Genomic DNA, 23,211 nt, shown 5'->3' with positions numbered 1-23,211 from the left:
CCAAAACTATAGAACACTAGAGACGGTCTCGCTGTTATTGAAAACAGAAAAGTATTGCCGCTTATCGACGCCTCACGGCCAGGGACCGTAGGCGTCGGAAAGCAACTAGCCGCCGGAGTGCATGATCTCCGCGCCTTCGGGAACCGTCTCGTCCTCGGGATCGTCGAGCCAGCCCTCGGGCAGCAACACCTTCGCGGGCGATCCCTGGCGGCCGCGCGCGCCGTCGGCGTCCTGGGCGAGCGCCTCGGAGTCGGCGAAGGGGGCAAGGATCCGGTCGAGCTCCTCGAGCGAGTTAACGCGCGCCAGCTCCGCGCGCAGGTCGCCGCCGACAGGGAAGCCGCGCAGGTACCAGCCCATGTGCTTGCGCAGGTCGCGGGAGGCCTTGCGCTCGCCGTCGTGCTCGGCGAGCAGCTGCGCGTGGCGCTTGATGATCCGGGTCACCTCGCCGAAGGTCGGCTCGGCCGGGATCTCCTCGCCGCGAAGCGCCGCCGACAGCTCGGCGAACAGCCAGGGGCGCCCCAGGCAGCCGCGGCCGACGACCACGCCGTCGCAGCCGGTCTCCTCCATCATGCGCTGCGCGTCGGAGGCCTTGAAGATGTCGCCGTTGCCCAGCACGGGGATGCCCGTGTGCGCGAGGTGCTCCTTGAGCAGGGTGATTTCGGACCAGTCGGCCTCGCCGGAGTAGCGCTGGGCGGCGGTGCGGGCGTGCAGCGCCACGGCGGCGGCGCCCTCCTCCACCGCGATGCGCCCGGCGTCGAGGTGGGTCTTGTGCTCGTCGTCGATGCCCACGCGGAACTTCACCGTCACGGGGATGTCGGTGCCTTCCGTGGCCTTGACGGCCGCCGCGACGATGTTGCCGAACAGGCGGCGTTTGTAAGGAAGCGCCGAGCCGCCGCCCCGGCGGGTCACCTTGGGCACGGGGCAGCCGAAGTTCATGTCGATGTGGTCGGCCATGTCCTCGTCGACGATCATCTTCGCCGCCTTGTAGGTGTACTCCGGGTCGGTGGTGTACAGCTGCATCGAGCGCGGCGACTCGGTGGGGCCGAAGGTGGTCATGTGCAAGGTCTTCTCGTTGCGCTCGACGAGCGCGCGGGCGGTGATCATCTCGCAGACGTACAGGCCCGAGACGGTTCCGGTCTTCTCCTCTTCCTGCTCGCGGCACAGCGTGCGGAAGGCCACGTTGGTCACGCCGGCCATGGGGGCCAGGACAGCGGGGGAGTTGAGGGTTAGGGAACCAATCTTCACAGTCACGTTAGACATTGTGTCCTTTTACAGCCTCCGATACAAAACTTCACCCGCCGTGCGAGGAAAATGCGCGAAAATCGCGAAGACCTGCTAATTCGCGGATCGACCGGAATGGCTATTCGTTCATTCGGGTGTGATGGCGGGGGGAGGGCCGGTGAAGGGGGCACAAATCCCAGCTAATGCTGTTATTGTGTTCTTCGTAACTAAACGGTGGGTTCATGTGCTGTCTCACAACCTGCTGCTTTGCACTACCGCAAGAAATGTCCGTCTAGGAGGATGAATGTCCGATCGTATCGCAAATGCCCAGCTGCGTGGCAAGGTCATGTCTGCTGAGGAGGCTGCACAGTTCGTCAACAACGGTGACAACGTCGGCGTGTCCGGCTTCACCGGTGCAGGCTACCCCAAGGCATTGCCCACCGCTATCGCTGAGCGCGCTAAGGAAGCTCACGCTCGCGGCGATGAGTACATGATCAACCTGTTCACCGGCGCATCCACCGCTCCTGACTGTGACGGTGTCCTGGCCGAGGCCGACGCGGTTCGCCTGCGTACCCCGTACCAGTCCGACCCGATCATGCGTAACAAGATCAACGACGGCACCAGCTACTACGTTGACTACCACCTGTCCGAGTCCGGCCTGTACGTCGAAGAGGGCTTCTTCGGCCAGATGAACGTCGCCATCGTCGAGGCCGTTCGCATCACCGAGGAAGGCCACATCATTCCTTCCTCCTCCGTCGGCAACAACGTCGAGTACCTCGACAACGCCGAGAAGATCATCATCGAGGTCAACTCCTGGCAGTCCGAGGAGCTCGAGGGCATGGCGGACATCTACCGCATCAACCGCCTGCCTAACCGCCAGCCGATCCCGATCACCGACCCGAGCCAGCGCATCGGTACCACCTACATCGACATCGACCTGGACAAGGTCGTCGCCGTGGTCGAGACCGACGCTCCTGACCGCAACGCCCCGTTCAAGCCGCTGGACGACCAGTCCCGCCAGATCGCCGGCCACTTCCTCGACTTCCTCGAGGGCGAGGTCGCCGCTGGCCGCCTGACCTACGACGGCTACATCATGCAGTCCGGCGTGGGCAACGTCCCGAACGCCGTGATGGCAGGCCTGCTCGACTCCAAGTTCGAGAACATCCGCGCCTACACCGAGGTCATCCAGGACGGCATGGTCGACCTCATCGATGCTGGCAAGATGACCGTCGCCTCCGCAACCTCCTTCTCCCTGTCGCCTGAGTACGCTCACCGCATGAACGAGGAGGCTTCCCGCTACGCGAAGCAGATCATCCTGCGTCCGCAGCAGATCTCCAACCACCCGGAGGTCGTCCGTCGTCTGGGCCTCATCTGCACCAACGGCCTCATCGAGGCCGACATCTACGGCAACGTCAACTCCACCAACGTGGTTGGCTCCCGCATGATGAACGGTGTCGGCGGTTCCGCGGACTTCACCCGCAACGGCTACATCTCCTCCTTCATCACCCCGTCCATCGCCAAGGGCGACGCGATCTCCGCGATCGTTCCGTTCGTCTCCCACGTGGACCACACCGAGCAGGACGTCAAGGTCATCATCACCGAGTACGGCTACGCTGACCTCCGCGGCCTGGCACCTCGCCAGCGCGCTCAGAAGATCATCGACATCGCTCACCCGGACTACCGTCCGCTGCTGCAGGACTACTACGATCGCGCCCTGGCATTCGCCAAGGAGAAGAAGACCATGCAGACCCCGCACCTGCTGGGCGAGGCACTGAGCTTCCACCAGCGCTTCCAGGAGACCGGCACCATGAAGAAGGCCTAATCCTTCTCGGCTTCAGAGCTCACCTTCGGGTGGGCTCTTTTGCTTTTGCTTATCGACGCCTTCGGCTCGGCACCGCGAGCACCAGCAGCGCCGCCCCGATCAGCCCGATGCCCGCGGCCTTGGGCGCGCTGAGGGTCTCGCCGACCACGCAGACCGCGAGCAGCGTGGCGACGGCCGGCTCCGCCAGGGTGATGACCATCGCGATGTGGGCGGGTACCTTCTCCAACCCGATGCCGAAGAGCACGTAGCCCAAGAACATGGGCACGAGCGTGAGGTAGAGCGTGGAGGGCAGGTTGTGCGGGGTGACCAGCTCGTGGCCGAGGACCAGCAGCACCGGCAGGAGCAGGAGGCCGCCCGCGCCGAAGATGGCGCCCATGGCCGCGGGTCTCGGCACCCCGCGGCTCATGACGTGCCCTGCGATCAGCGAGTAGGCCGCATAGCTGAGGGCGGCCAGCACCCCGAGCCCGATTCCCAGCAGGAAGTGCTCGCCGTGGGAGTCCTTGGAAAGGCTCAGCACCGCGCATCCGGCGAGCCCAAGCCCGCTGGACAGCCACCATTGGGCGTCGAGAAGCGTGCCCTGAAAGACGCGCGAGAGGACGCCTGCGAACATCGGCGCGAGGCCGAGGGAGACGACCGTGCCCACCGCGACGCCGGCGAGGTGCATGGCGGAGTAGAAGCACAGGGGATAGACGAAGATCGCCGCCGCGCCGAGCGCGACCTCGCGCCAGGGGAGATCGCGGGCGTGGCGGCGCACTGCGGGGAGGTAGATGAGGCCCTGGAGGAGCCCGCCGACGCCGAGCGCCGCCGCACCGATGGCCAGGGGGCCGGCGGAGTTGAAGGTCGCGGCCGTGCCCGTGGTGCCCCAGAGGACGGCCGTGAGCGCGATGGCGAGGTAGGGGAGGAGCCGGTTCACAGCGCGCCCACCACCTCGGCGGCCAGCGCCCGGGCGTGCCGAACGCGGGTGCCGTCGCCCTCGAGCCCTGCGACGGAGATTGCCCCCTCGAGCAGGAAGCTCAGGAGCTCAGCCAGGTGGGTGGCGTCGTCGGCGGCGTCCGGAAGCTCGCGCAGCTCCTTGACGAAGATCTGCTCGATCTCCGCCTTGTGCCGCCGGACGAGCTCCCGGCCGGGGTGTCCCACGGGCAGCTCGCCCGCGACGTTGAGCAGCCCGCAGCCGCGGAAGCCCTCCGGGTAGTCGGCGTGGGTGTGGTCGAGGTAGGCGTCGAAGACGGCTAGGCACCGCTGGCGGGGATCGGTGAGGTGCTCGGCGCGCGCGGCGAAGAGATCGAGCCACTCCTGGTGGCGGTGCTCGATGTAGGTGAGGACGAGCTCCTCCTTGGAGCGGAAGTTGTTGTACATGCTCTTCTTGGCCACGCCAGCGCGCGCGGTGATCGTGTCGATGCCGGTGGCATGGATGCCGTGGGCGTAGAACTCCTCCGCGGCGGCGCGAACGAGCTTGTCGTGGGCGGTAAGTTGCACGCGTCCTCCAGTGGTAAGTAGTACGGTCTACCTACCATTGTGTGGAAGGGTGCGGGAATTTCACAAACAAGCGGCGAAGCTGTTAAATTGGGTGGGTCGAATGCGTGATCGCGCCGCGGGCGCGGTCGCATTTTCGAGTGGGCCTCTAGCTCAGTTGGTAGAGCTACGGACTTTTAATCCGCAGGTCGTGGGTTCGAGCCCCACGGGGCCCACAATCAGATCACCCGGATCGGGGACGGCTTCGTCCGCCGCGACGTGATCGTCACTAATGCCGTGGGGCAAGTGCTAAGTGCTTGCCCCACGGCATGAGTGGTCTCTGGGGGACTGTCCTGCAAGGATGCATCTCAAGCGGCACAAGGCTCCTAAGATTCGCGAGCGCTCAGAGCCGGGCGCTGCGCCCGGCGAAACGCCAAGCCCGCGGCGCCCTCTTGGTAGAAGCCATCGCCAAAAGTCGAGCCGATTGGTCCGACTAACGTTCCGATAACGTTCCGACGGTGACTCCACGGGGTTAGCCGGTCAAGAGCGCGCCTAGTCGCACGCAATCGCTAGGAGTTCTGCGGCGTCTCGTGGTCCGACTCGGGGAGGCTGGCGAGGTAGGCGGCGGCCATGTCGTACTTCGAGAAGCCTCGCGAGTCCACGCGGTCGAGCCGCGCGGAGAACGCCTCCATGCCATCGAGGCGGATGCCCGCGGCTCGGGCGGCGTCCAGGATGAGGTGGGCGTCCTTCCCGGAGGTATCGACTGCGAAGCTTGCTGGAGACATACGATCGCCCAGGACGAGGTTTGCCTTCATCCTCAGGAAAGGAAGGTCGAGGCCGCCGCCGGCGATGAGGTCGAAGAACTGCTGCGGGGGGACTTGGAGGGCGTGGGCGAGCGCGACGATCTCACCCGCCGCGTTCGAGGCCGCAATGACCCACGAGTTGACGACGAGCTTGAGCCGGGTGGCGCTGCCCGCCGCACCGTCCTCGCCGGTCCACAGGGTCCGGGCGCCGATCGCGTCAAATACCTGGGAGGCCACGGGGCGCTGCTGCGTGGGGCCGGCGGCGATGACCAGAAGCTGCCCGGCCTCGGCCGGCTCGCGGGTACCGGACACGGGGGCATCGAAGAAGACGGCCCCGTGCTGGGCCGCAAGCTCCGCGAGCGCGCGGGCGTCCGTCGCGCCAACCGTGGTGGATTGGATCCACAAGGTCCCCGGTCGCAAGGACGGCGCCGCCTGCGAGATGACCTCAGTCACCGCCTTGGCGTCGTAAAGCATCGTCAACACGACGTCGGCACCATCTACCGCTTCGGCCGGGCTGGCATAGGGGGAGATACCGTCCGAGGCCAGCGCGGCGGCTTTCTCCGCGGAGCGGTTCCACGCTCGAACGTCGTGTCCGGCGCGAGCGATGTTGCGGGCCATCGCCGAGCCCATGATGCCGGTGCCGAGCACGGCTACAGTCAAGGGGCTTTTCATCAGTATTCGCTTCCTTCTTGTCTAACGTCGGGCGGCGGAGACCAGGCCGTCGAGCCACGCCTGATGACCGTTGAGCATGGGGTTGGGGTGCTCGGCCGCGAGAGCCGCGGCGGGTTCGCCGATCTGGGACTCCTGGGTGAGGATGCGCACGCGTCCTCCGGGCAGGTCCTCCACCAGCCAGGCGTGGAGCACGTCGAGGAACTCTGCGGGTTCACCTTCCTGCTTTGCGTTCCAGGATAGGCGGCCGGGGATCCCTTCGGCCGGTGCCTGGAGCTCGGTGACGTGTGCGGAAAGCGGAGGGAAACCGAAGGTGCCGAAGGAGAATTCGATGCCGTCGGCGAGAATGGGGCCGCCATCGGAGGGGAACGAGATATCTGAAACGTTGTCGTAATAGCTTTCCCATGTGGAGGTGTCGACAAGGTAGTGCCAGACGGCGTCCGCCGTAAGCCCTTGGACGATGACTTCGTTGGAGACGAAGTTGTCGGTGGTGCCGGGCAGGTAGCGCTCGGGCCATGAGATGGCGTTTTGGGTGGTCATGGTTACTGTCTCTTCTTTCGTATTTCTTGGTCAGGTGACTTTGTGAGATGGGGTGGGTGCCGGGCCGGGGCCGACACGTGTTCGTGGACAACGAGGTCCAAGGTTCTGCTGTCCAGAGCCCCTAGGGGCTGGGGTTGATACAAGCCAATTGTTTCGTCCTTATCTCTTGCGTTCGGGGGTTAACTTGTCCCTTGTGTTTTCAGGCTACTCACGGTAGGCATCTGTTTTCTAATAGTATTTGCTATCTAAACGATAGAAATACTGATGTCGGAATGGGCTACTATATGAGCATTATGGACGGTTCGCACGCAAAGACTTTGGCTGCCGTGAGGCACATCGATCTGAACCTGCTTCGCACCTTCCTCGCCGTGTACCGGGCGGGGTCCTTCACGGCCGCGGCGGCGCAGCTCGGGCTGTCGCAGCCGACGGTGACCGCACAAATTCGCTCCCTCGAGCAGCACATTGACCGGCAACTTTTTACCCGCCAATCCCGTGGCGTCGAGCCGACCCCGTTTGCGAATGAGCTCGCGGAGCTGGTCGCCGCCCCCTTGGACACGCTTTCCGGGATCGAGGATGGGACGGGGCTCCTTCCCGGTCGTTCCGCACCGGTGCATCTGGCGGGCCCCTCCGAGCTTCTATGCACAAAGGTGCTCCCATCGGTATCGTCCCTGGTCGCGGACGGTGTGCAGCTGCGGGTCGGTCAAGGGCTCACCGAAACGCTTGTGGAAGAACTGCGCGCTGGCCAGCAAGATCTCATCATCGCGACGCGTCGGCCCCGCGGGCTGCGGCTGGAATCGATCCCACTCGCCAACGAGGAGTACGTCCTCGTCGCCTCGCCGGAATGGGCGCACCGGCTCCAGGAACAAAATGAATCGCTGTGCACCCTGCTTCGGGGCGTGCCGCTCGTTACGTATGCGGAGGATCTGCCCATCGTGCGCCGGTATTGGCGCACCGTGTTTGCAAAGCCGCATCCCCCGACGGGTGCGGCGCTCACCGTCCCAAATCTTCATGCCGTCATCGCCGCGGTCGCCGGGGGAGCGGGGTACAGCGTCCTTCCCAAATCAATCTGCGAGGAGCACCTCAAAGATGGTCGGGTCGTGCTTCTCGACGACCCGGAGGAGCCTCCCCTGAATACCCTGTTCCTTGTGCAGCGACCTGGGGCGGAAACGAATCCCGACGTCGTCCGGGTTCGGGATGCGCTTGCCGAAGCCGCCCGCGCTTGGTGAAGGTGCGGGGATTTCCTGGTGGGCGACTAGGTACCCAAGGCCGAGGCTGCTAGCCGGGATGGTGGGTCGCGCCAAGCCTGCTCGGTTGGTGTTGCACCTGGGGGCGGCGATCTGCTCGCGCCTGCGGCTTCCGTAAAAGCGTCCGCTTTCCAGTGGCCGATGAGGCGACGCTTTGGGCGGCGAAAGGCCCCGATGTGCGTGGGTTTTTGCTCCGCCGCGCCCGGAGATTGAGGCCGCGACCCTTCCGCTCCAGTTCCTGTCCCTCGTGGTGAAACGTGCCCGGCGAATGGCCCCTTCCCGCCTGGAGAACCTGTTGACAACGGCGGGAGCGGGGTTATACTGGCTATTAAATGGATATAGAATATCCATTTAACGTGAAACGATACAGGAGACTACTGATGAAAATGCTCACCCTCAACAACGGGGTCCAGATGCCGGCCCAGGGCTTCGGCGTCTTCCAGTCGGCGCCGGAGGAGACCGTTGATGCGGTTCTCCACGCGCTGAAGGTCGGCTACCGCCACATCGATACCGCGGCCGCGTACCTCAACGAGCGCGAGGTGGGGCAGGCTATCGCGCAGTCGGGCATCCCGCGCGGGGAGATCTTCGTCGAGACCAAGGTCTGGATCACCGACTACGGCTACGAGGAGACCCTGCACGCCTTCGAAAAGGCCTCGGCCAAGCTGGGGCTGGATTACATCGACCTGTTTATCCTGCACCAGCCAGCAACCAACACCTTTGACGCCACCCTCGAGGCCTACCGCGCGCTGGAGGAGCTCTACTCCCAGGGCAAGGTCCGCGCGATCGGCGTCTCCAACTTCCAGGACTCTGACCTCGACCGGCTGCTCGAGGTGGCAAAGGTCGTCCCGGCCGTGAACCAGGTCGAGTACCACCCCTACTTCCACGGCGCCCGCGAGCGTGATGGCATCCTCGTGCAGGCGTGGTCACCCATCGGCGGCATCACCTTCTACCCGGGCTGGGGCGAGGATCGCCGCTCTACGCTCACCGATCCCACCATCGGCAAGATCGCTCAGGCCCACGGCAAGACCCCGGCGCAGGTCATGCTGCGCTGGCACCTTCAGGAGGGGCGCTCGGCCATCCCGAAGTCGGTCAAGCCGCACCGCATCGAGGAGAACTTCGCCATCAACGACTTCGAGCTGAGTGCCGAAGAACTGGCGGAGATCGACGCGCTCGACACCGGCCACCGCAACGGCCCGGAGCCGGCAAGCATGGATAAGAACAACAACAACTTCGTCATCCCGGAGGCTTAAGCACAATGCAGAACTTCACCCTCAACAACGGACTCGAGATCCCGGCCCTGGGGCTTGGGGTCTTCCAGATGAACGACGAGGAGGTTGCCCGGGCCATCCCCGCGGCCCTCGAGCAGGGATACCGGCTCATCGACACCGCCTCTCGCTACTACAACGAGGAGGCCGTCGGAAAGGCGATCAAGGCCTCCGGCGTCGACCGCGGCGACATCTTCCTCACCACCAAGCTCTGGTTCAAGGACCACGGCTACGAGGCTGCCAAGCAGGCCTTCGAAACCTCGCTGCGCAAGCTGGACACCGACTACCTCGACCTCTACCTCATCCACCAACCCTTCGGCGACTACTACGGGGCCTACCGCGCGATGGAGGAGCTCTACGCCGAGGGCAAGATCAAGGCGCTGGGCGTGTCCAACTTCTACCCCGACCGCTACCTCGACCTAGTCCACCACTTCGACGTGGTCCCGGCCGTCAACCAGCGCGAGATCCACCCCTTCAACCAGCAGAAGCGGATGCTCGAGATCTCTACGGAGAAGGGCACCCTCCTGCAGGCCTGGGGCGCGATCGGACAGGGCAACAAGGAGATCCTCACCGCGCCCGCCATCGTGGCCGCCGCCGAGGCTCACGGGAAGTCGGTCGCCCAGGTGATGCTGCGCTGGCACCTCCAACGGGGCGTGGCTGCGGTGGCGAAGTCGACCCACGCGGAGCGCCTGGCCGAAAATATCGACATCTTCGACTTCGAGCTTACGGGCGAGGAGATGGCGGCCATCGCCGCGCTCGACCGGCAGCAGCCGAACGCGGGCTTCGACCACCGCGACCCGCGCATGTTCCAGGCGCTGCTCAGATTCGAGTAGCTTTTCGGGGATCCGTGTCGGGGCGGCCCGGTACGATGGCGGCATGGCGAACCCTTCCTCGAATCCGGACCAGGCCGAGTTCTACGCGGCGCCCATGATGGTGCAGCTGCGCGAGTTTCTCGCGCAGCACCGTCGCGCGCTCGCGCACTGCCTGGAGGGTGTGACCGAAACCGAGGCCCGCGTGCGGCTCGTCCCGTCGAAGACGACGCTGCTGGGGCTGGTCAAGCACGCCACCTTCGTGGAGCAGGTCTGGTTCCAGGAGGCGCGCACGGGCATCCCGCGCGCCGAGCTTGGCATAGCCGGGACCCCCGACGCCTCCTTCGACCTGGCGGAGACCGACACCATCGAGTCGGTGCTCCGCGCCTATGGGAAGGCGATCAAGGCCTCCGACCAGGCCCTCGACGGGGCGCAGCTGGACGACGTCTGGTCGGGAAACCGCCGGGGAGACCTCACCGTCTCGTGGATCCTTCTCCATGTCCTTCGCGAGCTCGCCCAGCACCTAGGGCACGCGGAGATCCTCCGCGAGCAGATCCTTAGTTTCCGCGTCGATTTGCCGCACTGACACCCGCCGTGTCCTGGGGTTTCGTGCCGTAGGCGTCGGCAAGCGAAAGCACAAAAACTCCTCGTCACCGGCGGTTTTGTGTTTGTAGAGTTTTCTAGTAAAGTTCATCGCAGTTCCGCAAGAGCATTGTGCCAGTTGGCATGCGCTCGCGCTGTTCTGCTCCCATCGTCTAGGGGCCTAGGACACCGCCCTTTCACGGCGGCGACACGGGTTCGAATCCCGTTGGGAGTACCAACACCTCTTTTTGGGGTAGTTGAATAAAATCATATGGCCCTGTGGCGCAGTTGGTTAGCGCGCCGCCCTGTCACGGCGGAGGTCGCGGGTTCAAGTCCCGTCAGGGTCGCCAAGAATGGCCGCATCGAGCAACTCGGTGCGGTCTTTTTCGCTTTTCGACGCCTTCGGTACGCAGTCCGCCAGGTGTGGGGTAGAAGACATCTGCTCCCTTGGCTCCGCCCTGCCCAGCCGAATGCGAATAACCGCCCTGACGTGCTAATTTGCGCTCGTTCCTAGTGACTGTGTAATGTATCAACTCGTTGCAAGGGAGTTTCCCTGCGGCAAATTATGGCCCTGTGGCGCAGTTGGTTAGCGCGCCGCCCTGTCACGGCGGAGGTCGCGGGTTCAAGTCCCGTCAGGGTCGCTCGTCAGTTTAACTGGCAGTGGCGCGGTAGCTCAGTTGGTAGAGCGTCCGCCTGAAAAGTGGAAGGTCACCAGTTCGATCCTGGTCCGTGCCACCACAGGAAAGCCCCAGTTCTCATTCGTTGAGGCTGGGGCTTTTCGCTGCGCTCTGGCACAATGGGGGTTCAAGGTTCGTATTTCTGACCCCGCGCATAAGGCCGCGGGACGAAGGGGTGGTGGATCATGACTGACAGTTTTAGCATTCGGCAGGCCACAACGAGCGAGCTCCCGCAGGTGGCGCAGGTTCTTGCCCGGGCCTTCAAGCATGATCCCGCGTACCAGCGCATCACCTCGAAGATGAACGCCAACGCGTTCGAGATCCTGCGCGAAATCTTCATCTTCCAGCTGCGCAAGCACTTTTACCCGGAAGGCCACGTGGATGTCGTCGAGGGGGCCGACGGGCAGCTGCTGGCCTGCGCGCTGTGGGACGTGCCGGGAAACCACCTGAATCTCGCCGACCAGATGGGCATGATCGGCGACTACGTCCGCGTCCTCGGCGCGGACCTCGTGGCCAACGCCCTCAGGGAGCTGCGCACGGCGAAGTATGAGCCGCGCTTTCCCCATTGGTACCTGCACACGGTGGCCACCATCCCGGAGGCCCAGGGACAGGGCCTGGGCCGCGCCCTCATCGGCAGCGGGCTCGAGCGGGCGGTCGGGCAGGCGGTGTATCTGGAGGCCACCACGGCCCGTTCCGCGCGCTTGTACGAGAAGCTCGGCTTCGTGGTCCTGGGGGCGATCCCGGACGAGTCGGGGGCCGTGTACGAGCTCGCCATGTGGCGTCCGCCCCAGCTGCCCGTGGACTGGGCCTGACGCATAAAACGGTGACGTGGCACACAGCTTTGGTGCACAATGGGAAATAAGCAAGACGCACGTCGTGTTTATCTATGCGTGGGGCCGCCCGGCCCGAGGAAAGGACGTTTTATGGCACAGGAAGTACGCCACAACCAGGAAGATTCCCGCTACGAGATCCTCGTGGACGGCACCGTCGCGGGATTCTGCGAGTACTGCGAGGACGAGGGCGCGGGCCGACGCGACTTCAATCACACGGTGGTCCACGACGGGTTCCAGGGGCAGGGGCTGTCCAAGCCGCTGATCAAGGCCGCCCTCGACGACACCCGCGAGGCCGGGCTTGGCGTCGTGCCGACCTGCTCCGCGGTGGACGGCTTCATAAAGAAGAACCCGGAGTACCAAGACCTCGTCGCCTAGCACGGCACGCACACGATAATAGGGCCGCCGCCTCACCGATTGCTCCGGGAGGCGGCGGCCTATGTTTCGTAGTGGGTCCTTTAGATGTAGTAATCCGGGTCGACCAGCTTGATCTTCTCGTCCTTGCCGCGCGGGCGGTTCTTGGCCGGGATGCCGGTGGCGATGTGCTCCGGCGGGACGTCCTTGGTCACCACCGCGTTGGCGCCCACGGCGCTGCCGCGGCCCACGGTGATGGGGCCGAGCACCTTGGCGCCGGCACCGATGGTGACATTGTCCTCGATGGTGGGGTGGCGCTTGGTCTGGGTGAGCACCTGCCCGCCGAGGGTCACGCCGTGGTAAAGCATGACGCCGTCGCCGATCTCGGCGGTCTCGCCGATGACGATGCCCATGCCGTGGTCGATGAAGAAGCGGCGGCCGATCGTGGCCCCTGGGTGGATCTCAATGCCCGTGAGGAAGCGGGTGCTCTGGGCCAGGATGCGGGCGAATCCCTTGAATCCGCGGAGCCACAGCCAGTGGGCGACGCGGTGCGCCCAAATGGCGTGAAGGCCCGAGTAGACGATGGCGTTTTCGACATCGCCACGCGCGGCGGGATCGTGCTCGCGCGCGTTGGACAGATCCTCTCGGATCATCTGGACTAAGCGGTACATAGATGTCGACCCTATCAGCGAAATTTTCTGTGCGAAAACCTTCCCTGGGGGCGGCGGTGGGGCCGCCGGGGAAGGGGCAGGCCGCCCCAACAGCGCCGATTGTGAGGGCGCTGCGGGCGTGGCGTCGGAAAGCACAACGCGGACCCGGAGAATAAAATTCCCCCTTCAGGACATTATGCCTGAAGGGGGTGGCGTTTCCGCTAGGAATTAGTCGCGGATGTCCTCGTAGAGGACGGTGGAGACGTAGCGCTCGCCGAAGTCGGGGATCACGGTGACGATGGTCTTGCCCGCGAACTCGGGGCGGGCGGCCAGCTCGAGGGCTGCCTTGACGTTGGCACCGGCGGAGATGCCGCCGAGGATGCCCTCCTGGGCGCCGAGGGCGCGCGAGGTGGCGATGGCGTCCTCGTTGGAGATGGTGAGGACCTCCTCGAGGATCTTCTGGTTGAGCACCTCCGGGATGAAGTTGGCGCCCAAGCCCTGGATCTTGTGCGGGCCGGCCTTGCCGGTGTTGAGCAGCGCGGAGGACTCCGGCTCGACGCCGTAGACCTTGACCTCCGGGTTGTGCTTCTTCAGGGTCTCGCCGGCGCCGGTGACGGTGCCGCCGGTGCCGATGCCAGCCACGAAGACGTCGACGTTGCCCTCGGTGTCCGCCCAGATCTCCTCGCCGGTGGTCTGGCGGTGGATCTCCGGGTTGGCGCCGTTGGCGAACTGGCGGGCGAGGATGGCGTTCTCGCGCTCGGTGACGATCTCGTTGGCCTTGTCCACGGCGCCCTGCATGCCGGCGGCACCCGGGGTGAGGACGATCTCAGCGCCGTAGGCGCGGAGCATGACGCGGCGCTCGAGGGACATGGTCTCGGGCATGGTGAGCACGACGTTGTAACCGCGGGCCGCGCCCACGAGGGCGAGGGCGATGCCGGTGTTGCCGGAGGTTGCCTCGACGATGGTGCCGCCCGGCTTGAGCTCGCCTGCCGCCTCGGCGGCGTCGACGATCGCCTTGCCGATGCGGTCCTTCACGGAGTTGGCCGGGTTGAAGAATTCGACCTTGGCGAGAACGGTAGCACCCAGGCCCTCGGTGAGGCGGTTAAGGCGCACCAGCGGGGTGTTGCCGATGGTGTCAAGGATGTTGTCATAGACCTTGGCCATGATTGAAAGGCTCCTTTAGTTAAAAGCAGTGAATTCGTTAAAGGCGCTGGTAGCCATGCGCTACCGAACGCGATGACAACACAATACATGCTTTTCCCCGGTTTCGCTAGACCGAGTGGTCTTTTCAAATAGAACAGCTTGTCTACTTAACAAGCTTTCTGCCGTCTCACCGTTGCGAATCTGAAAGGTAGTGATCTTGCTAACACAGAACGCTGCCAGAACGGGGCGGCAAAGGGTGCAAATTTTTGTTTTCGTGAGGTGAGGGGGTAAGGGCGGTTGTGTAGTTCTGTCGGGGGTGCTCGATAGGAACAAATCGGCCAAAGTATGTTTTGACGATTGTGCATATTGTTCTAAATCACCTGATGGCACCTTTTATAACGGGCTAATAATTCCAACACCATGGAAAAATGAGCTTTACGGGCCGGTCCCGACAGCGGGGGTAGTGAACCGTTCAAGTTCGCATTTTCGCCCAAATAATGCCCCCGATGCTGTGTTCTCCGGAGCGAAATCTGTGTTTGACTTTTTGAAATGACGGGTTTCCAATACCCCCGACGAGTGGCTATACTTCACCCCAAAAGAGTGGACACCCCCCAATAGGCGGGGGATTTTCAGGAGGATGAGCGTGGAAGCACAGCGCGTCAAGGAAGATGATGACGCAATCCGTTCCGCATTGGCGTCTCTAAAGACCGCGACTGGAATCCCGGTCACGATGTATGCCACCGTTCTGCCGGACAACCGGCTTCAGATCAGCCAGTGGATCGGCCTGCGCACCCCAGCCCTCCAGAACCTCGTGATCGACTCCGGCGTGGGCGTCGGCGGCCGCGTGCTGTCCACCCGCCGCCCCGTCGGCGTGAGCGACTACACCCGCGCCAACGTGATCTCCCACGAAAACGACGCGATCATCCAGGACGAGGGCCTGCACTCCATCGTCGCCGTCCCGGTGATCGTCAACCGCGAGGTGCGCGGCGTCCTCTACGTGGGCGTCCACTCGCCGGTGCGCCTGGGCGACAAGGTGATCGAGGAGGTCACTATGACCGCCCGCACCCTGGAGCAGGATCTCGCGGTCAATGCCGCTGCCCGCCGCAACGAGGGTGTTCGCTCCGGCACCAACAAGCAGGGGCGCCTCATGAACGGCGCCGAGTGGGAGCAGATCCGCTCCACCCACTCCAAGCTGCGTATGCTGGCCAACCGCATCGAGCAGGACGACATCCGCGCCGAGCTCGAGGAGCTGTGCGACCAGATGGTCGCCCCGGTCCGGGTCAAGCAGACCACCAAGCTGTCCGCCCGCGAGCTCGACGTGCTCTCCTGCGTCGCGCTCGGCCACACCAACTTGGAGGCCGCAGAGGAGATGGGCATCGGCGCCGAGACTGTCAAGAGCTACCTGCGTTCCGTCATGCGCAAGTTGGGCGCGCACACCCGCTACGAGGCGGTCAACGCTGCTCGCCGCATCGGCGCGCTGCCGTGATCCAAGGCTAATAGAGGAGAGCGCCGGACTTCCCAGCTGAAGTCCGGCGCGTCTGTCTTTGTAGAAAGTGCTATGCCTCCTCGCGGCTGCCGCCGGGGACCCACTTCACGTCGTTAGAGTCGTTTGCGACGCGGGAGAGGATAAACAAAAGGTCGCTCAGGCGGTTGAGGTACTTCGCTGGCAGCACGTTGGTGGTCTCGGGGAACTCCTTGACCGCCACCCACGCGGCGCGCTCGGCGCGGCGCGCGATGGTGCGGGCCATGTGGAGGTAGGCGGCGGCCGGAGTGCCGCCGGGCAGGATGAAGGAGTCGAGCTTTTCGAGGGTCTCGTTGTAGGCGTCGCAATCGCGCTCGAGGCGGTCGATGTACTCCTGAGTGATGCGCAGCGGCTCGTAGCCCAGATCTTCCTTATTGGGAGTGGCGAGGTCAGCGCCAGCGTCGAAAAGCTCGTTCTGGATGCGGCGCACGGTGGCCGCGACCTTCTCGGAGGGGTTGCCGAGCGCGAGGACAAGGCCCAGGGTGGCGTTGAGCTCGTCGCAGTCGGCGTAGGCGTTGAGCCGGGGATCGGACTTGGGCACGCGGGAGAAATCGGAGAGGGCGGTGGTGCCGTCGTCGCCGGTGCGGGTATAGATCTTCGTCAGGTGAACAGCCATAATGCCCACCGTAGACGAGCACCCGCCACTTCGTCGCAGGGTTGGGTAGGGTTATGGGGGTGAAGGATAGATTTCTTGTTACTGGAGGATCCCGGCTCCGCGGCGCAGTCAAGGTCAGCGGGGCCAAGAACAGCGTCCTCAAGCTCATGGCCGCGGCGCTGTTGGCAGAGGGAACCACCGTCCTAACCAACTGTCCGGAGATTCTTGACGTCCCGCTCATGAAGGACGTCCTCGAGGGCCTCGGGTGCACGGTCGCCATCGAAGGGTCAACCGTCACCATCACCACTCCGGCCGAGGTCTCTTCCGACGCCGATTTCGAGGCCGTCCGCCAGTTCCGCGCCTCCGTGTGTGTGCTCGGCCCGCTCACCGCCCGCTGCGGGCGCGCCGTCGTAGCGCTGCCGGGCGGAGACGCCATCGGCTCCCGCCCGCTGGATATGCACCAGTCGGGGCTGGAGAAGATGGGGGCGACCACGCGCATCCTGCACGGCGCGGTCGTCGCGGAGGCGGAGGAGCTCCACGGCGCCGAGATCAACCTCGATTTCCCCAGCGTGGGGGCCACGGAAAACATCCTCACCGCCGCGGTTCTGGCCAAGGGGCGCACGGTCCTCGACAACGCGGCACGCGAGCCCGAGATCGTTGACCTGTGCCTCATGCTCAAGGCCATGGGCGCCCAGATCGAGGGCGAGGGCACCTCCACCATCACGATCGACGGCGTGGACAAGCTCCACCCCACCACCCACGAGGTCATCGGCGACCGCATCGTCGCCGGGACGTGGGCATACGCCGCGGTCATGACCCAGGGCGACATCACCGTGGGCGGCATCGCGCCGCGCCACCTGCACCTCCCGCTGGAAAAGCTCAAGGTCGCCGGCGCCGACATCGAGACCTACGAAAACGGCTTCCGCGTGCGCATGGACCACCGTCCCATCGCGGTCGACTACCAGACGCTGCCCTTCCCGGGGTTCCCGACGGATCTTCAGCCGATGGCCATCGGGATCTCCGCGATCGCGAAGGGCACGAGCGTGATTACGGAGAACATCTTCGAGGCACGCTTCCGCTTCGTCGACGAGATGACGCGCCTCGGCGCGGACGCGACCGTCGACGGGCACCATGTTGTCCTGCGCGGGGTCGATCAGCTGTCCTCCACGTCGGTGTGGTCCTCCGACATCCGCGCCGGCGCCGGTCTCGTGCTCGCCGCGCTGTGCGCCGATGGCACGACCGAGGTCCACGACGTCTACCACATCGACCGCGGCTACCCGAAGTTCGTCGAGTTCCTCCAGAGCCTCGGCGCCACCATCGAGCGAGTCTCCGATTAGCATTTGCTTGTCGACGTTCGCCTTTGGCGGGTTGACCAGCGGATTTGTGTTAGCTGGCGGTGGTGAGTAACTTAGTGCGAGTCGCCGGGACGGCCTGGTGCTAGCCAGTAGCTAGAAGGCGACAAAGAAACCTGGTTAACTTTGAGTTTGACTCTCGTTCAAGCGGGATGATATGTTGGTTAACCGGACCGCGAAGTGGTTGCCCTTCAAGTTGGGGTTGTCGTTTTGCGTGTTCATGTTGTTTGAGAACTCAATAGTGTGCCAATTTTGTACTTTTTTTGTTGCTTGTTGGTGTGGTTTGTGTGTGCTGTTATGGTGTGGTGTGGCTGGCAAGTGTGGCTTGCTTGTTAAAGACTGTGCTGTGATGGTGGGTGCTTACTGGTACTGGTGAGTGGCTTTTGTGTGTGCCTTTTTGCCCCGTCGGGTGGGTGCACATGTATCATCTTTTTTTTTGGACAATCATTTTTTATGCCATTGCACATTGTTTGTGTGGTGGTGTGCTGGTTGTTTGTTTTTTTTGCTTGGTTTTGGGCTTTCCCAGAATGTTGGACAAGGTTTTTTTCTTGTTTTTTGTGGAGAGTTTGATCCTGGCTCAGGACGAACGCTGGCGGCGTGCTTAACACATGCAAGTCGAACGGAAAGGCCCAGCTTGCTGGGTGCTCGAGTGGCGAACGGGTGAGTAACACGTGGGTGATCTGCCCCTGACTTCGGGATAAGCTTGGGAAACTGGGTCTAATACCGGATAGGACAATCGTTTAGTGTCGGTTGTGGAAAGTTTTTTCGGTTAGGGATGAGCCCGCGGCCTATCAGCTTGTTGGTGGGGTAATGGCCTACCAAGGCGTCGACGGGTAGCCGGCCTGAGAGGGTGGACGGCCACATTGGGACTGAGATACGGCCCAGACTCCTACGGGAGGCAGCAGTGGGGAATATTGCACAATGGGCGCAAGCCTGATGCAGCGACGCCGCGTGGGGGATGACGGCCTTCGGGTTGTAAACCTCTTTCGACAGGGACGAAGCTTTTGTGACGGTACCTGTATAAGAAGCACCGGCTAACTACGTGCCAGCAGCCGCGGTAATACGTAGGGTGCGAGCGTTGTCCGGAATTACTGGGCGTAAAGAGCTCGTAGGTGGTTTGTCGCGTCGTCTGTGAAATTCCGGGGCTTAACTTCGGGCGTGCAGGCGATACGGGCATAACTTGAGTGCTGTAGGGGAGACTGGAATTCCTGGTGTAGCGGTGGAATGCGCAGATATCAGGAGGAACACCGATGGCGAAGGCAGGTCTCTGGGCAGTAACTGACGCTGAGGAGCGAAAGCATGGGGAGCGAACAGGATTAGATACCCTGGTAGTCCATGCCGTAAACGGTGGGCGCTAGGTGTAGGGGTCTTCCACGACTTCTGTGCCGTAGCTAACGCATTAAGCGCCCCGCCTGGGGAGTACGGCCGCAAGGCTAAAACTCAAAGGAATTGACGGGGGCCCGCACAAGCGGCGGAGCATGTGGATTAATTCGATGCAACGCGAAGAACCTTACCTGGGCTTGACATATGCAGGATCGGCGTAGAGATACGTTTTCCCTTGTGGTCTGTATACAGGTGGTGCATGGTTGTCGTCAGCTCGTGTCGTGAGATGTTGGGTTAAGTCCCGCAACGAGCGCAACCCTTGTCTTATGTTGCCAGCACGTGATGGTGGGGACTCATGAGAGACTGCCGGGGTTAACTCGGAGGAAGGTGGGGATGACGTCAAATCATCATGCCCCTTATGTCCAGGGCTTCACACATGCTACAATGGTCGGTACAACGCGCTGCGAGCCTGTGAGGGTGAGCGAATCGCTGAAAGCCGGCCTCAGTTCGGATTGGGGTCTGCAACTCGACCCCATGAAGTCGGAGTCGCTAGTAATCGCAGATCAGCAACGCTGCGGTGAATACGTTCCCGGGCCTTGTACACACCGCCCGTCACGTCATGAAAGTTGGTAACACCCGAAGCCCATGGCCCAACCCGTTTGGGAGGGAGTGGTCGAAGGTGGGATCGGCGATTGGGACGAAGTCGTAACAAGGTAGCCGTACCGGAAGGTGCGGCTGGATCACCTCCTTTCTATGGAGTTTTATTTTGTGGTGGCAGGTTTGCCACCAAATTGTTTATTTTGTTTTTATCCAGGTGGATCACACCACTAAAGGATGTTTCCTTACAACATCGTGTTGTTGGTGCCTGCAAGTGTTGTGGGTGCGTAAAGGGGGGGCATCGTTGATCGTGGGAGTACACGTTAAACAAGTCGCACCTGTAAGGGTGGCAAAGAAAGTGCGTTGTGGTTGGCATGCTGTTGGGTGTCTGGAACATGCATGATGTGTGTTTCTGGTGGCCTGCATGATGCGGTGATGATCGTTTCCACGTTTGTGTGGTGGGTTGTTGTTGTGTGGTGTGGGTGTGTTGTGTGAGAACTGTATAGTGGACGCGATGCAATTTGTTTCCACCCCCTTTTATGTCGCTGCACTTTGTTGTGTGGTGTTGGGGGTGGGGGTTTGTTGTTTTTTATTCTTTGTTCTTAGTGTTTTTTGTTTGTAAGTATCTGTTGTTGTGTTGTTTGGTTAAGGGCACACGGTGGATGCCTTGGCAGCTTAAGCCGATGAAGGACGTGTAAGGCTGCGTTAAGCCTCGGGGAGTTGCCAATAGAGCGTTGATCCGAGGATGTCCGAATGGGGAAACCTGGCCGTGGTTATGTGCGGTTACCTGCCGATGAATTCATAGTCGGTGTGGGGGTTACGCGGGGAAGTGAAACATCTCAGTACCCGTAGGAGAAGAAAATAAATGTAATGATTCTGCTAGTAGTGGCGAGCGAACGTGGATGAGGCTAAACCGTGCGCATGTGATACCTGGCAGGGGTTGTGTGTGTGGTGTTGTGGGGTTTCGATGTTTTTAGTCTGCCAGCTAGAAGCCATTTTTATCATTGCGCGAGCGGAAGTGGTTTGGAATGACCTGCCGTAGAGGGTGACAGTCCCGTACGTTGATGTGTGATGGTGGTGGTTGTTGTTGTCCCCGAGTAGCAGCGGGCTCGTGGAATCTGCTGTGAATCTGCCGGGACCACCCGGTAAGCCTAAATACTTAAGTTGACCGATAGCGGATCAAGTACCGTGAGGGAATGGTGAAAAGTACCCCGGGAGGGGAGTGAAATAGTACCTGAAACCGTGTGCTTACAATCCGTCAGAGCCTCTTTGTGGGGTGATGGCGTGCCTTTTGAAGAATGAGCCTGCGAGTCAGCGGCATGTCGCGAGGTTAACCCGTGTGGGGTAGTCGTAGCGAAAGCGAATCCTAACCAGGGTGTTTGTAGTGGCATGTTCTGGACCCGAAGCGGGGTGATCTACCCATGGCCAGTGTGAAGCAGCAGTAAGATGCTGTGGAGGCGCGAACCCACTTAGGTTGAAAACTGAGGGGATGAGCTGTGGGTAGGGGTGAAAGGCCAATCAAACTCCGTGATAGCTGGTTCTCCCCGAAATGCATTTAGGTGCAGCGTCGTGTGTTTCTTCCTGGAGGTAGAGCTACTGGTTGGTTGAGCGGGACCACAATCTTAGCAATGTCAGCCAAACTCCGAATGCCAGTGAAGTCAGAGTACGGCAGTGAGACTGCGGGGGATAAGCTCCGTTGGTCGAGAGGGAAACAGCCCAGATCGCCGGTTAAGGCCCCTAAGCGTGTACTAAGTGGGAAAGGATGTGGGATCGCGAAGACAGCCAGGAGGTTGGCTTAGAAGCAGCCACCCTTGAAAGAGTGCGTAATAGCTCACTGGTCGAGTGGTTCTGCGCCGACAATGTAGTGGGGCTCAAGTACACCGCCGAAGCCGCGGCAATCAGTTTTTCTGGTTGGGTAGGGGAGCGTCGTGCACGCTGTGAAGCGCCCGGGTAACTGATGGTGTGGAGTGTGTGCGAGTGAGAATGCAGGCATGAGTAACGACTGATATGTGGAAAACATATCCGCCGGATGACTAAGGGTTCCTGGGTTAAGCTAATCTTCCCAGGGTGAGTCGGGACCTAAGGCGAGGCCGACAGGCGTAGTCGATGGACAACGGGTTGATATTCCCGTACCCGTGTATATGCGCCCACTGGTGAATCATGGATACTAACCACCCAAAACCACACGTTGTCAACTTGTTGATTGTGTGTGGGGCTGCGTGGGACCTGACGTGGTAGTAGCCAAGCGATGGGGTGACACAGGTTGGTAGCCAAGCCACTTACTGGATTGTGGTGTAAGCGTGCAGCCCGCAACGAGAGGTAAATCCGCGTTGCATGAAAGGGTCAGGCGTGATGCGTACCCATTTTTTTGGGGATGTTGGTGATCCTGTACTGTCAAGAAAAGCCTCTAGCGATGTGTATACATGGCCCGTACCCATAACCGACACAGGTAGTCAGGTAGAGAATACTAAGGCGTTCGGGTGAACTGTGGTTAAGGAACTCGGCAAAATGCCCCCGTAACTTCGGGAGAAGGGGGACCACTGCTGGTGACAGACTGGTTGAGCTGGTGGTGGTCGCAGAGAATAGAGGGAAGCGACTGTTTATTAAAAACACAGGTCCGTGCGAAAACGTGGAAGTTGATGTATACGGACTGACGCCTGCCCGGTGCTGGAAGGTTAAGAGGACCTGTTAGCCCACCCTTGTGTGGGCGAAGCGGAGAATTTAAGCCCCAGTAAACGGCGGTGGTAACTATAACCATCCTAAGGTAGCGAAATTCCTTGTCGGGTAAGTTCCGACCTGCACGAATGGCGTAACGACTTCCCTGCTGTCTCAACCACAGGCCCGGTGAAATTGCAGTACGAGTAAAGATGCTCGTTACGCGCGGCAGGACGAAAAGACCCCGGGACCTTCACTATAGCTTGGTATTGGTGTTTGGTTCGGTTTGTGTAGGATAGGTGGGAGACTATGAAACCTCATCGCTAGGTGGGGTGGAGTCGCAAGTTGAAATACCACTCTGATCGGATTGAGCACCTTAACCTTGGCCCATGATCTGGGTTGGGGACAGTGCCTGGTGGGTAGTTTAACTGGGGCGGTTGCCTCCCAAAATGTAACGGAGGCGCCCAAAGGTTCCCTCAGCCTGGTTGGCAATCAGGTGTTGAGTGTAAGTGCACAAGGGAGCTTGACTGTGAGAGTGACGGCTCAAGCAGGTACGAAAGTAGGGACTAGTGATCCGGCACCTACGTGTGGAAGTGGTGTCGCTCAACGGATAAAAGGTACCCCGGGGATAACAGGCTGATCTTCCCCAAGAGTCCATATCGACGGGATGGTTTGGCACCTCGATGTCGGCTCGTCGCATCCTGGGGCTGGAGTAGGTCCCAAGGGTTGGGCTGTTCGCCCATTAAAGCGGCACGCGAGCTGGGTTTAGAACGTCGTGAGACAGTTCGGTCTCTATCCGCCGCGCGCGTTGAAACTTGAAGAAAGCTGTCCCTAGTACGAGAGGACCGGGACGGACGTACCTCTAGTGTGCCAGTTGTCACGCCAGTGGCAGGGCTGGTTAGCTACGTACGGAAGGGATAACCGCTGAAAGCATCTAAGCGGGAAGCCTGTTTTAAGATGAGGTTTCACTTGAGGTACCCCACAGACTATGGGGTTGATAGGCCAGACCTGGAAGCACCGTAAGGTGTGAAGGCGACTGGTACTAATTTACCGACAAACAACCAACACACATAATCAAACAAAACAAAAACAAAACAAAAACAACA

17 protein-coding genes, 5 tRNA genes and 2 rRNA genes are annotated in these 23,211 nt (G+C 61.8%); 16 read left to right on the top strand and 8 right to left on the bottom strand.

Translation table 11 applies throughout. The features are described from left to right. Positions 1–105 precede the first annotated feature (105 nt). Positions 106–1,251, bottom strand: coding sequence for a tRNA dihydrouridine synthase DusB (gene dusB / locus B843_RS10900; RefSeq protein ID WP_025253526.1), 1,146 nt, complete (start codon positions 1,249–1,251; stop codon positions 106–108). Positions 1,252–1,525: 274 nt separating this feature from the next. Between dusB and B843_RS10895 the strand changes: the two genes are divergently transcribed. Further along, on the top strand, positions 1,526–3,043 hold the full coding sequence (locus B843_RS10895; protein WP_025253525.1) for an acetyl-CoA hydrolase/transferase family protein: 1,518 nt from the start codon (positions 1,526–1,528) through the stop codon (positions 3,041–3,043). 49 nt (positions 3,044–3,092) lie between these two features. On the opposite strand, the gene B843_RS10890 is transcribed toward B843_RS10895, so the two are convergent. After that, complete coding sequence (locus tag B843_RS10890; protein ID WP_025253524.1) at positions 3,093–3,956, bottom strand: DMT family transporter; 864 nt, start codon at positions 3,954–3,956, stop codon at positions 3,093–3,095. Continuing rightward, positions 3,953–4,519 carry a TetR/AcrR family transcriptional regulator gene (locus tag B843_RS10885; protein ID WP_025253523.1) on the bottom strand — a complete coding sequence of 189 codons (567 nt, stop codon included), beginning with the start codon at positions 4,517–4,519 and terminating at the stop codon, positions 3,953–3,955. Before B843_RS10885 ends, B843_RS10890 begins: the two co-directional genes overlap by 4 nt. Positions 4,520–4,658: 139 nt before the next feature. Between B843_RS10885 and B843_RS10880 the strand changes: the two genes are divergently transcribed. After that, positions 4,659–4,731: transfer RNA gene (locus tag B843_RS10880), tRNA-Lys, on the top strand. A gap of 333 nt (positions 4,732–5,064) precedes the next feature. Here B843_RS10880 and B843_RS10875 read toward each other — a convergent pair. Both B843_RS10875 and B843_RS10870 read right to left on the bottom strand, forming a co-directional pair. Further along, positions 5,065–5,970 (bottom strand): NAD(P)-dependent oxidoreductase, encoded by a 906-nt coding sequence (locus B843_RS10875; protein WP_025253522.1) that lies wholly within the window; start codon positions 5,968–5,970, stop codon positions 5,065–5,067. A 21-nt stretch (positions 5,971–5,991) separates the two neighbouring features. Then, positions 5,992–6,507 (bottom strand): SRPBCC family protein, encoded by a 516-nt coding sequence (locus tag B843_RS10870; protein ID WP_025253521.1) that lies wholly within the window; start codon positions 6,505–6,507, stop codon positions 5,992–5,994. Between the two features lie 284 nt (positions 6,508–6,791). On the opposite strand from B843_RS10870, the gene B843_RS10865 reads away from it, so the two are divergent. From B843_RS10865 to B843_RS10820, 10 genes are all read left to right on the top strand, one after another. Further along, positions 6,792–7,733 carry a LysR family transcriptional regulator gene (locus B843_RS10865; protein WP_034651060.1) on the top strand — a complete coding sequence of 314 codons (942 nt, stop codon included), beginning with the start codon at positions 6,792–6,794 and terminating at the stop codon, positions 7,731–7,733. Positions 7,734–8,131: 398 nt separating this feature from the next. Further along, positions 8,132–9,001: an aldo/keto reductase gene (locus B843_RS10860; RefSeq protein ID WP_025253519.1), complete on the top strand. Its 870-nt coding sequence runs from the start codon at positions 8,132–8,134 to the stop codon at positions 8,999–9,001. Between the two features lie 5 nt (positions 9,002–9,006). Then, entirely contained in the window at positions 9,007–9,849 is an 843-nt protein-coding gene (locus B843_RS10855; protein ID WP_025253518.1) for an aldo/keto reductase, read from the top strand. Between the two features lie 43 nt (positions 9,850–9,892). Beyond that, positions 9,893–10,411: a DinB family protein gene (locus B843_RS10850; protein ID WP_025253517.1), complete on the top strand. Its 519-nt coding sequence runs from the start codon at positions 9,893–9,895 to the stop codon at positions 10,409–10,411. Positions 10,412–10,569: 158 nt separating this feature from the next. Further along, positions 10,570–10,645, top strand: a tRNA-Glu gene (locus tag B843_RS10845). Positions 10,646–10,680: 35 nt separating this feature from the next. Further along, positions 10,681–10,757, top strand: a tRNA-Asp gene (locus tag B843_RS10840). 217 nt (positions 10,758–10,974) lie between these two features. Then, a tRNA-Asp gene (locus B843_RS10835) sits at positions 10,975–11,048 on the top strand. Between the two features lie 21 nt (positions 11,049–11,069). Then, positions 11,070–11,145, top strand: a tRNA-Phe gene (locus B843_RS10830). Between the two features lie 124 nt (positions 11,146–11,269). Then, on the top strand, positions 11,270–11,896 hold the full coding sequence (locus B843_RS10825) for a GNAT family N-acetyltransferase (protein ID WP_025253516.1): 627 nt from the start codon (positions 11,270–11,272) through the stop codon (positions 11,894–11,896). 111 nt (positions 11,897–12,007) lie between these two features. Beyond that, positions 12,008–12,292, top strand: a complete 285-nt coding sequence (locus B843_RS10820) for a GNAT family N-acetyltransferase (RefSeq protein ID WP_025253515.1) — start codon at positions 12,008–12,010, stop codon at positions 12,290–12,292. Between the two features lie 80 nt (positions 12,293–12,372). Here the strand turns inward: B843_RS10820 and epsC are convergent, their stop codons facing one another. Next, positions 12,373–12,939: a serine O-acetyltransferase EpsC gene (gene epsC / locus B843_RS10815; protein ID WP_025253514.1), complete on the bottom strand. Its 567-nt coding sequence runs from the start codon at positions 12,937–12,939 to the stop codon at positions 12,373–12,375. Between the two features lie 207 nt (positions 12,940–13,146). Next, positions 13,147–14,082, bottom strand: a complete 936-nt coding sequence (gene cysK / locus B843_RS10810) for a cysteine synthase A (RefSeq protein ID WP_025253513.1) — start codon at positions 14,080–14,082, stop codon at positions 13,147–13,149. 622 nt (positions 14,083–14,704) lie between these two features. Between cysK and ramA the strand changes: the two genes are divergently transcribed. Further along, positions 14,705–15,547, top strand: coding sequence for an acetate metabolism transcriptional regulator RamA (ramA, locus tag B843_RS10805; RefSeq protein WP_025253512.1), 843 nt, complete (start codon positions 14,705–14,707; stop codon positions 15,545–15,547). Positions 15,548–15,617: 70 nt separating this feature from the next. Here ramA and B843_RS10800 read toward each other — a convergent pair whose 3' ends face one another. After that, on the bottom strand, positions 15,618–16,199 hold the full coding sequence (locus B843_RS10800; protein WP_025253511.1) for a cob(I)yrinic acid a,c-diamide adenosyltransferase: 582 nt from the start codon (positions 16,197–16,199) through the stop codon (positions 15,618–15,620). A gap of 59 nt (positions 16,200–16,258) precedes the next feature. Here B843_RS10800 and murA point away from each other — a divergent pair, with 59 nt between their 5' ends. The 3 genes from murA to B843_RS10785 all read left to right on the top strand — a co-directional run bounded on the left by murA (position 16,259) and on the right by B843_RS10785 (position 23,170). After that, the gene (murA, locus tag B843_RS10795) at positions 16,259–17,515 is read left to right on the top strand and encodes a UDP-N-acetylglucosamine 1-carboxyvinyltransferase (RefSeq protein ID WP_025253510.1); all 1,257 of its coding nucleotides are present in this window, start codon (positions 16,259–16,261) and stop codon (positions 17,513–17,515) included. Positions 17,516–18,084: 569 nt separating this feature from the next. Further along, a 16S ribosomal RNA gene (locus B843_RS10790) occupies positions 18,085–19,604 on the top strand. 481 nt (positions 19,605–20,085) lie between these two features. Then, positions 20,086–23,170, top strand: a 23S ribosomal RNA gene (locus tag B843_RS10785). The 16S and 23S rRNA genes sit together here, the layout of an rRNA operon. Positions 23,171–23,211 lie beyond the last annotated feature (41 nt).

The sequence above is a fragment of the Corynebacterium vitaeruminis DSM 20294 genome, from assembly GCF_000550805.1.
Classification (GTDB): Bacteria; Actinomycetota; Actinomycetes; order Mycobacteriales; family Mycobacteriaceae; genus Corynebacterium; species Corynebacterium vitaeruminis.
Note: the sequence above shows the minus strand (reverse complement) of the source record. Positions and strands in the feature narration are given on the sequence as shown.

Coding starts and splice junctions, on each gene's coding strand:
- B843_RS10895 (WP_025253525.1), top strand. CDS start 1,526: ATGTCCGATCGTATCGCAAATGCCCAGCTGCGTGGCAAGGTCATGTCT.
- B843_RS10875 (WP_025253522.1), bottom strand. CDS start 5,970: ATGAAAAGCCCCTTGACTGTAGCCGTGCTCGGCACCGGCATCATGGGC.
- B843_RS10870 (WP_025253521.1), bottom strand. CDS start 6,507: ATGACCACCCAAAACGCCATCTCATGGCCCGAGCGCTACCTGCCCGGC.
- B843_RS10865 (WP_034651060.1), top strand. CDS start 6,792: ATGAGCATTATGGACGGTTCGCACGCAAAGACTTTGGCTGCCGTGAGG.
- B843_RS10860 (WP_025253519.1), top strand. CDS start 8,132: ATGAAAATGCTCACCCTCAACAACGGGGTCCAGATGCCGGCCCAGGGC.
- B843_RS10855 (WP_025253518.1), top strand. CDS start 9,007: ATGCAGAACTTCACCCTCAACAACGGACTCGAGATCCCGGCCCTGGGG.
- B843_RS10850 (WP_025253517.1), top strand. CDS start 9,893: ATGGCGAACCCTTCCTCGAATCCGGACCAGGCCGAGTTCTACGCGGCG.
- B843_RS10825 (WP_025253516.1), top strand. CDS start 11,270: ATGACTGACAGTTTTAGCATTCGGCAGGCCACAACGAGCGAGCTCCCG.
- B843_RS10820 (WP_025253515.1), top strand. CDS start 12,008: ATGGCACAGGAAGTACGCCACAACCAGGAAGATTCCCGCTACGAGATC.
- epsC (WP_025253514.1), bottom strand. CDS start 12,939: ATGTACCGCTTAGTCCAGATGATCCGAGAGGATCTGTCCAACGCGCGC.
- cysK (WP_025253513.1), bottom strand. CDS start 14,082: ATGGCCAAGGTCTATGACAACATCCTTGACACCATCGGCAACACCCCG.
- B843_RS10800 (WP_025253511.1), bottom strand. CDS start 16,199: ATGGCTGTTCACCTGACGAAGATCTATACCCGCACCGGCGACGACGGC.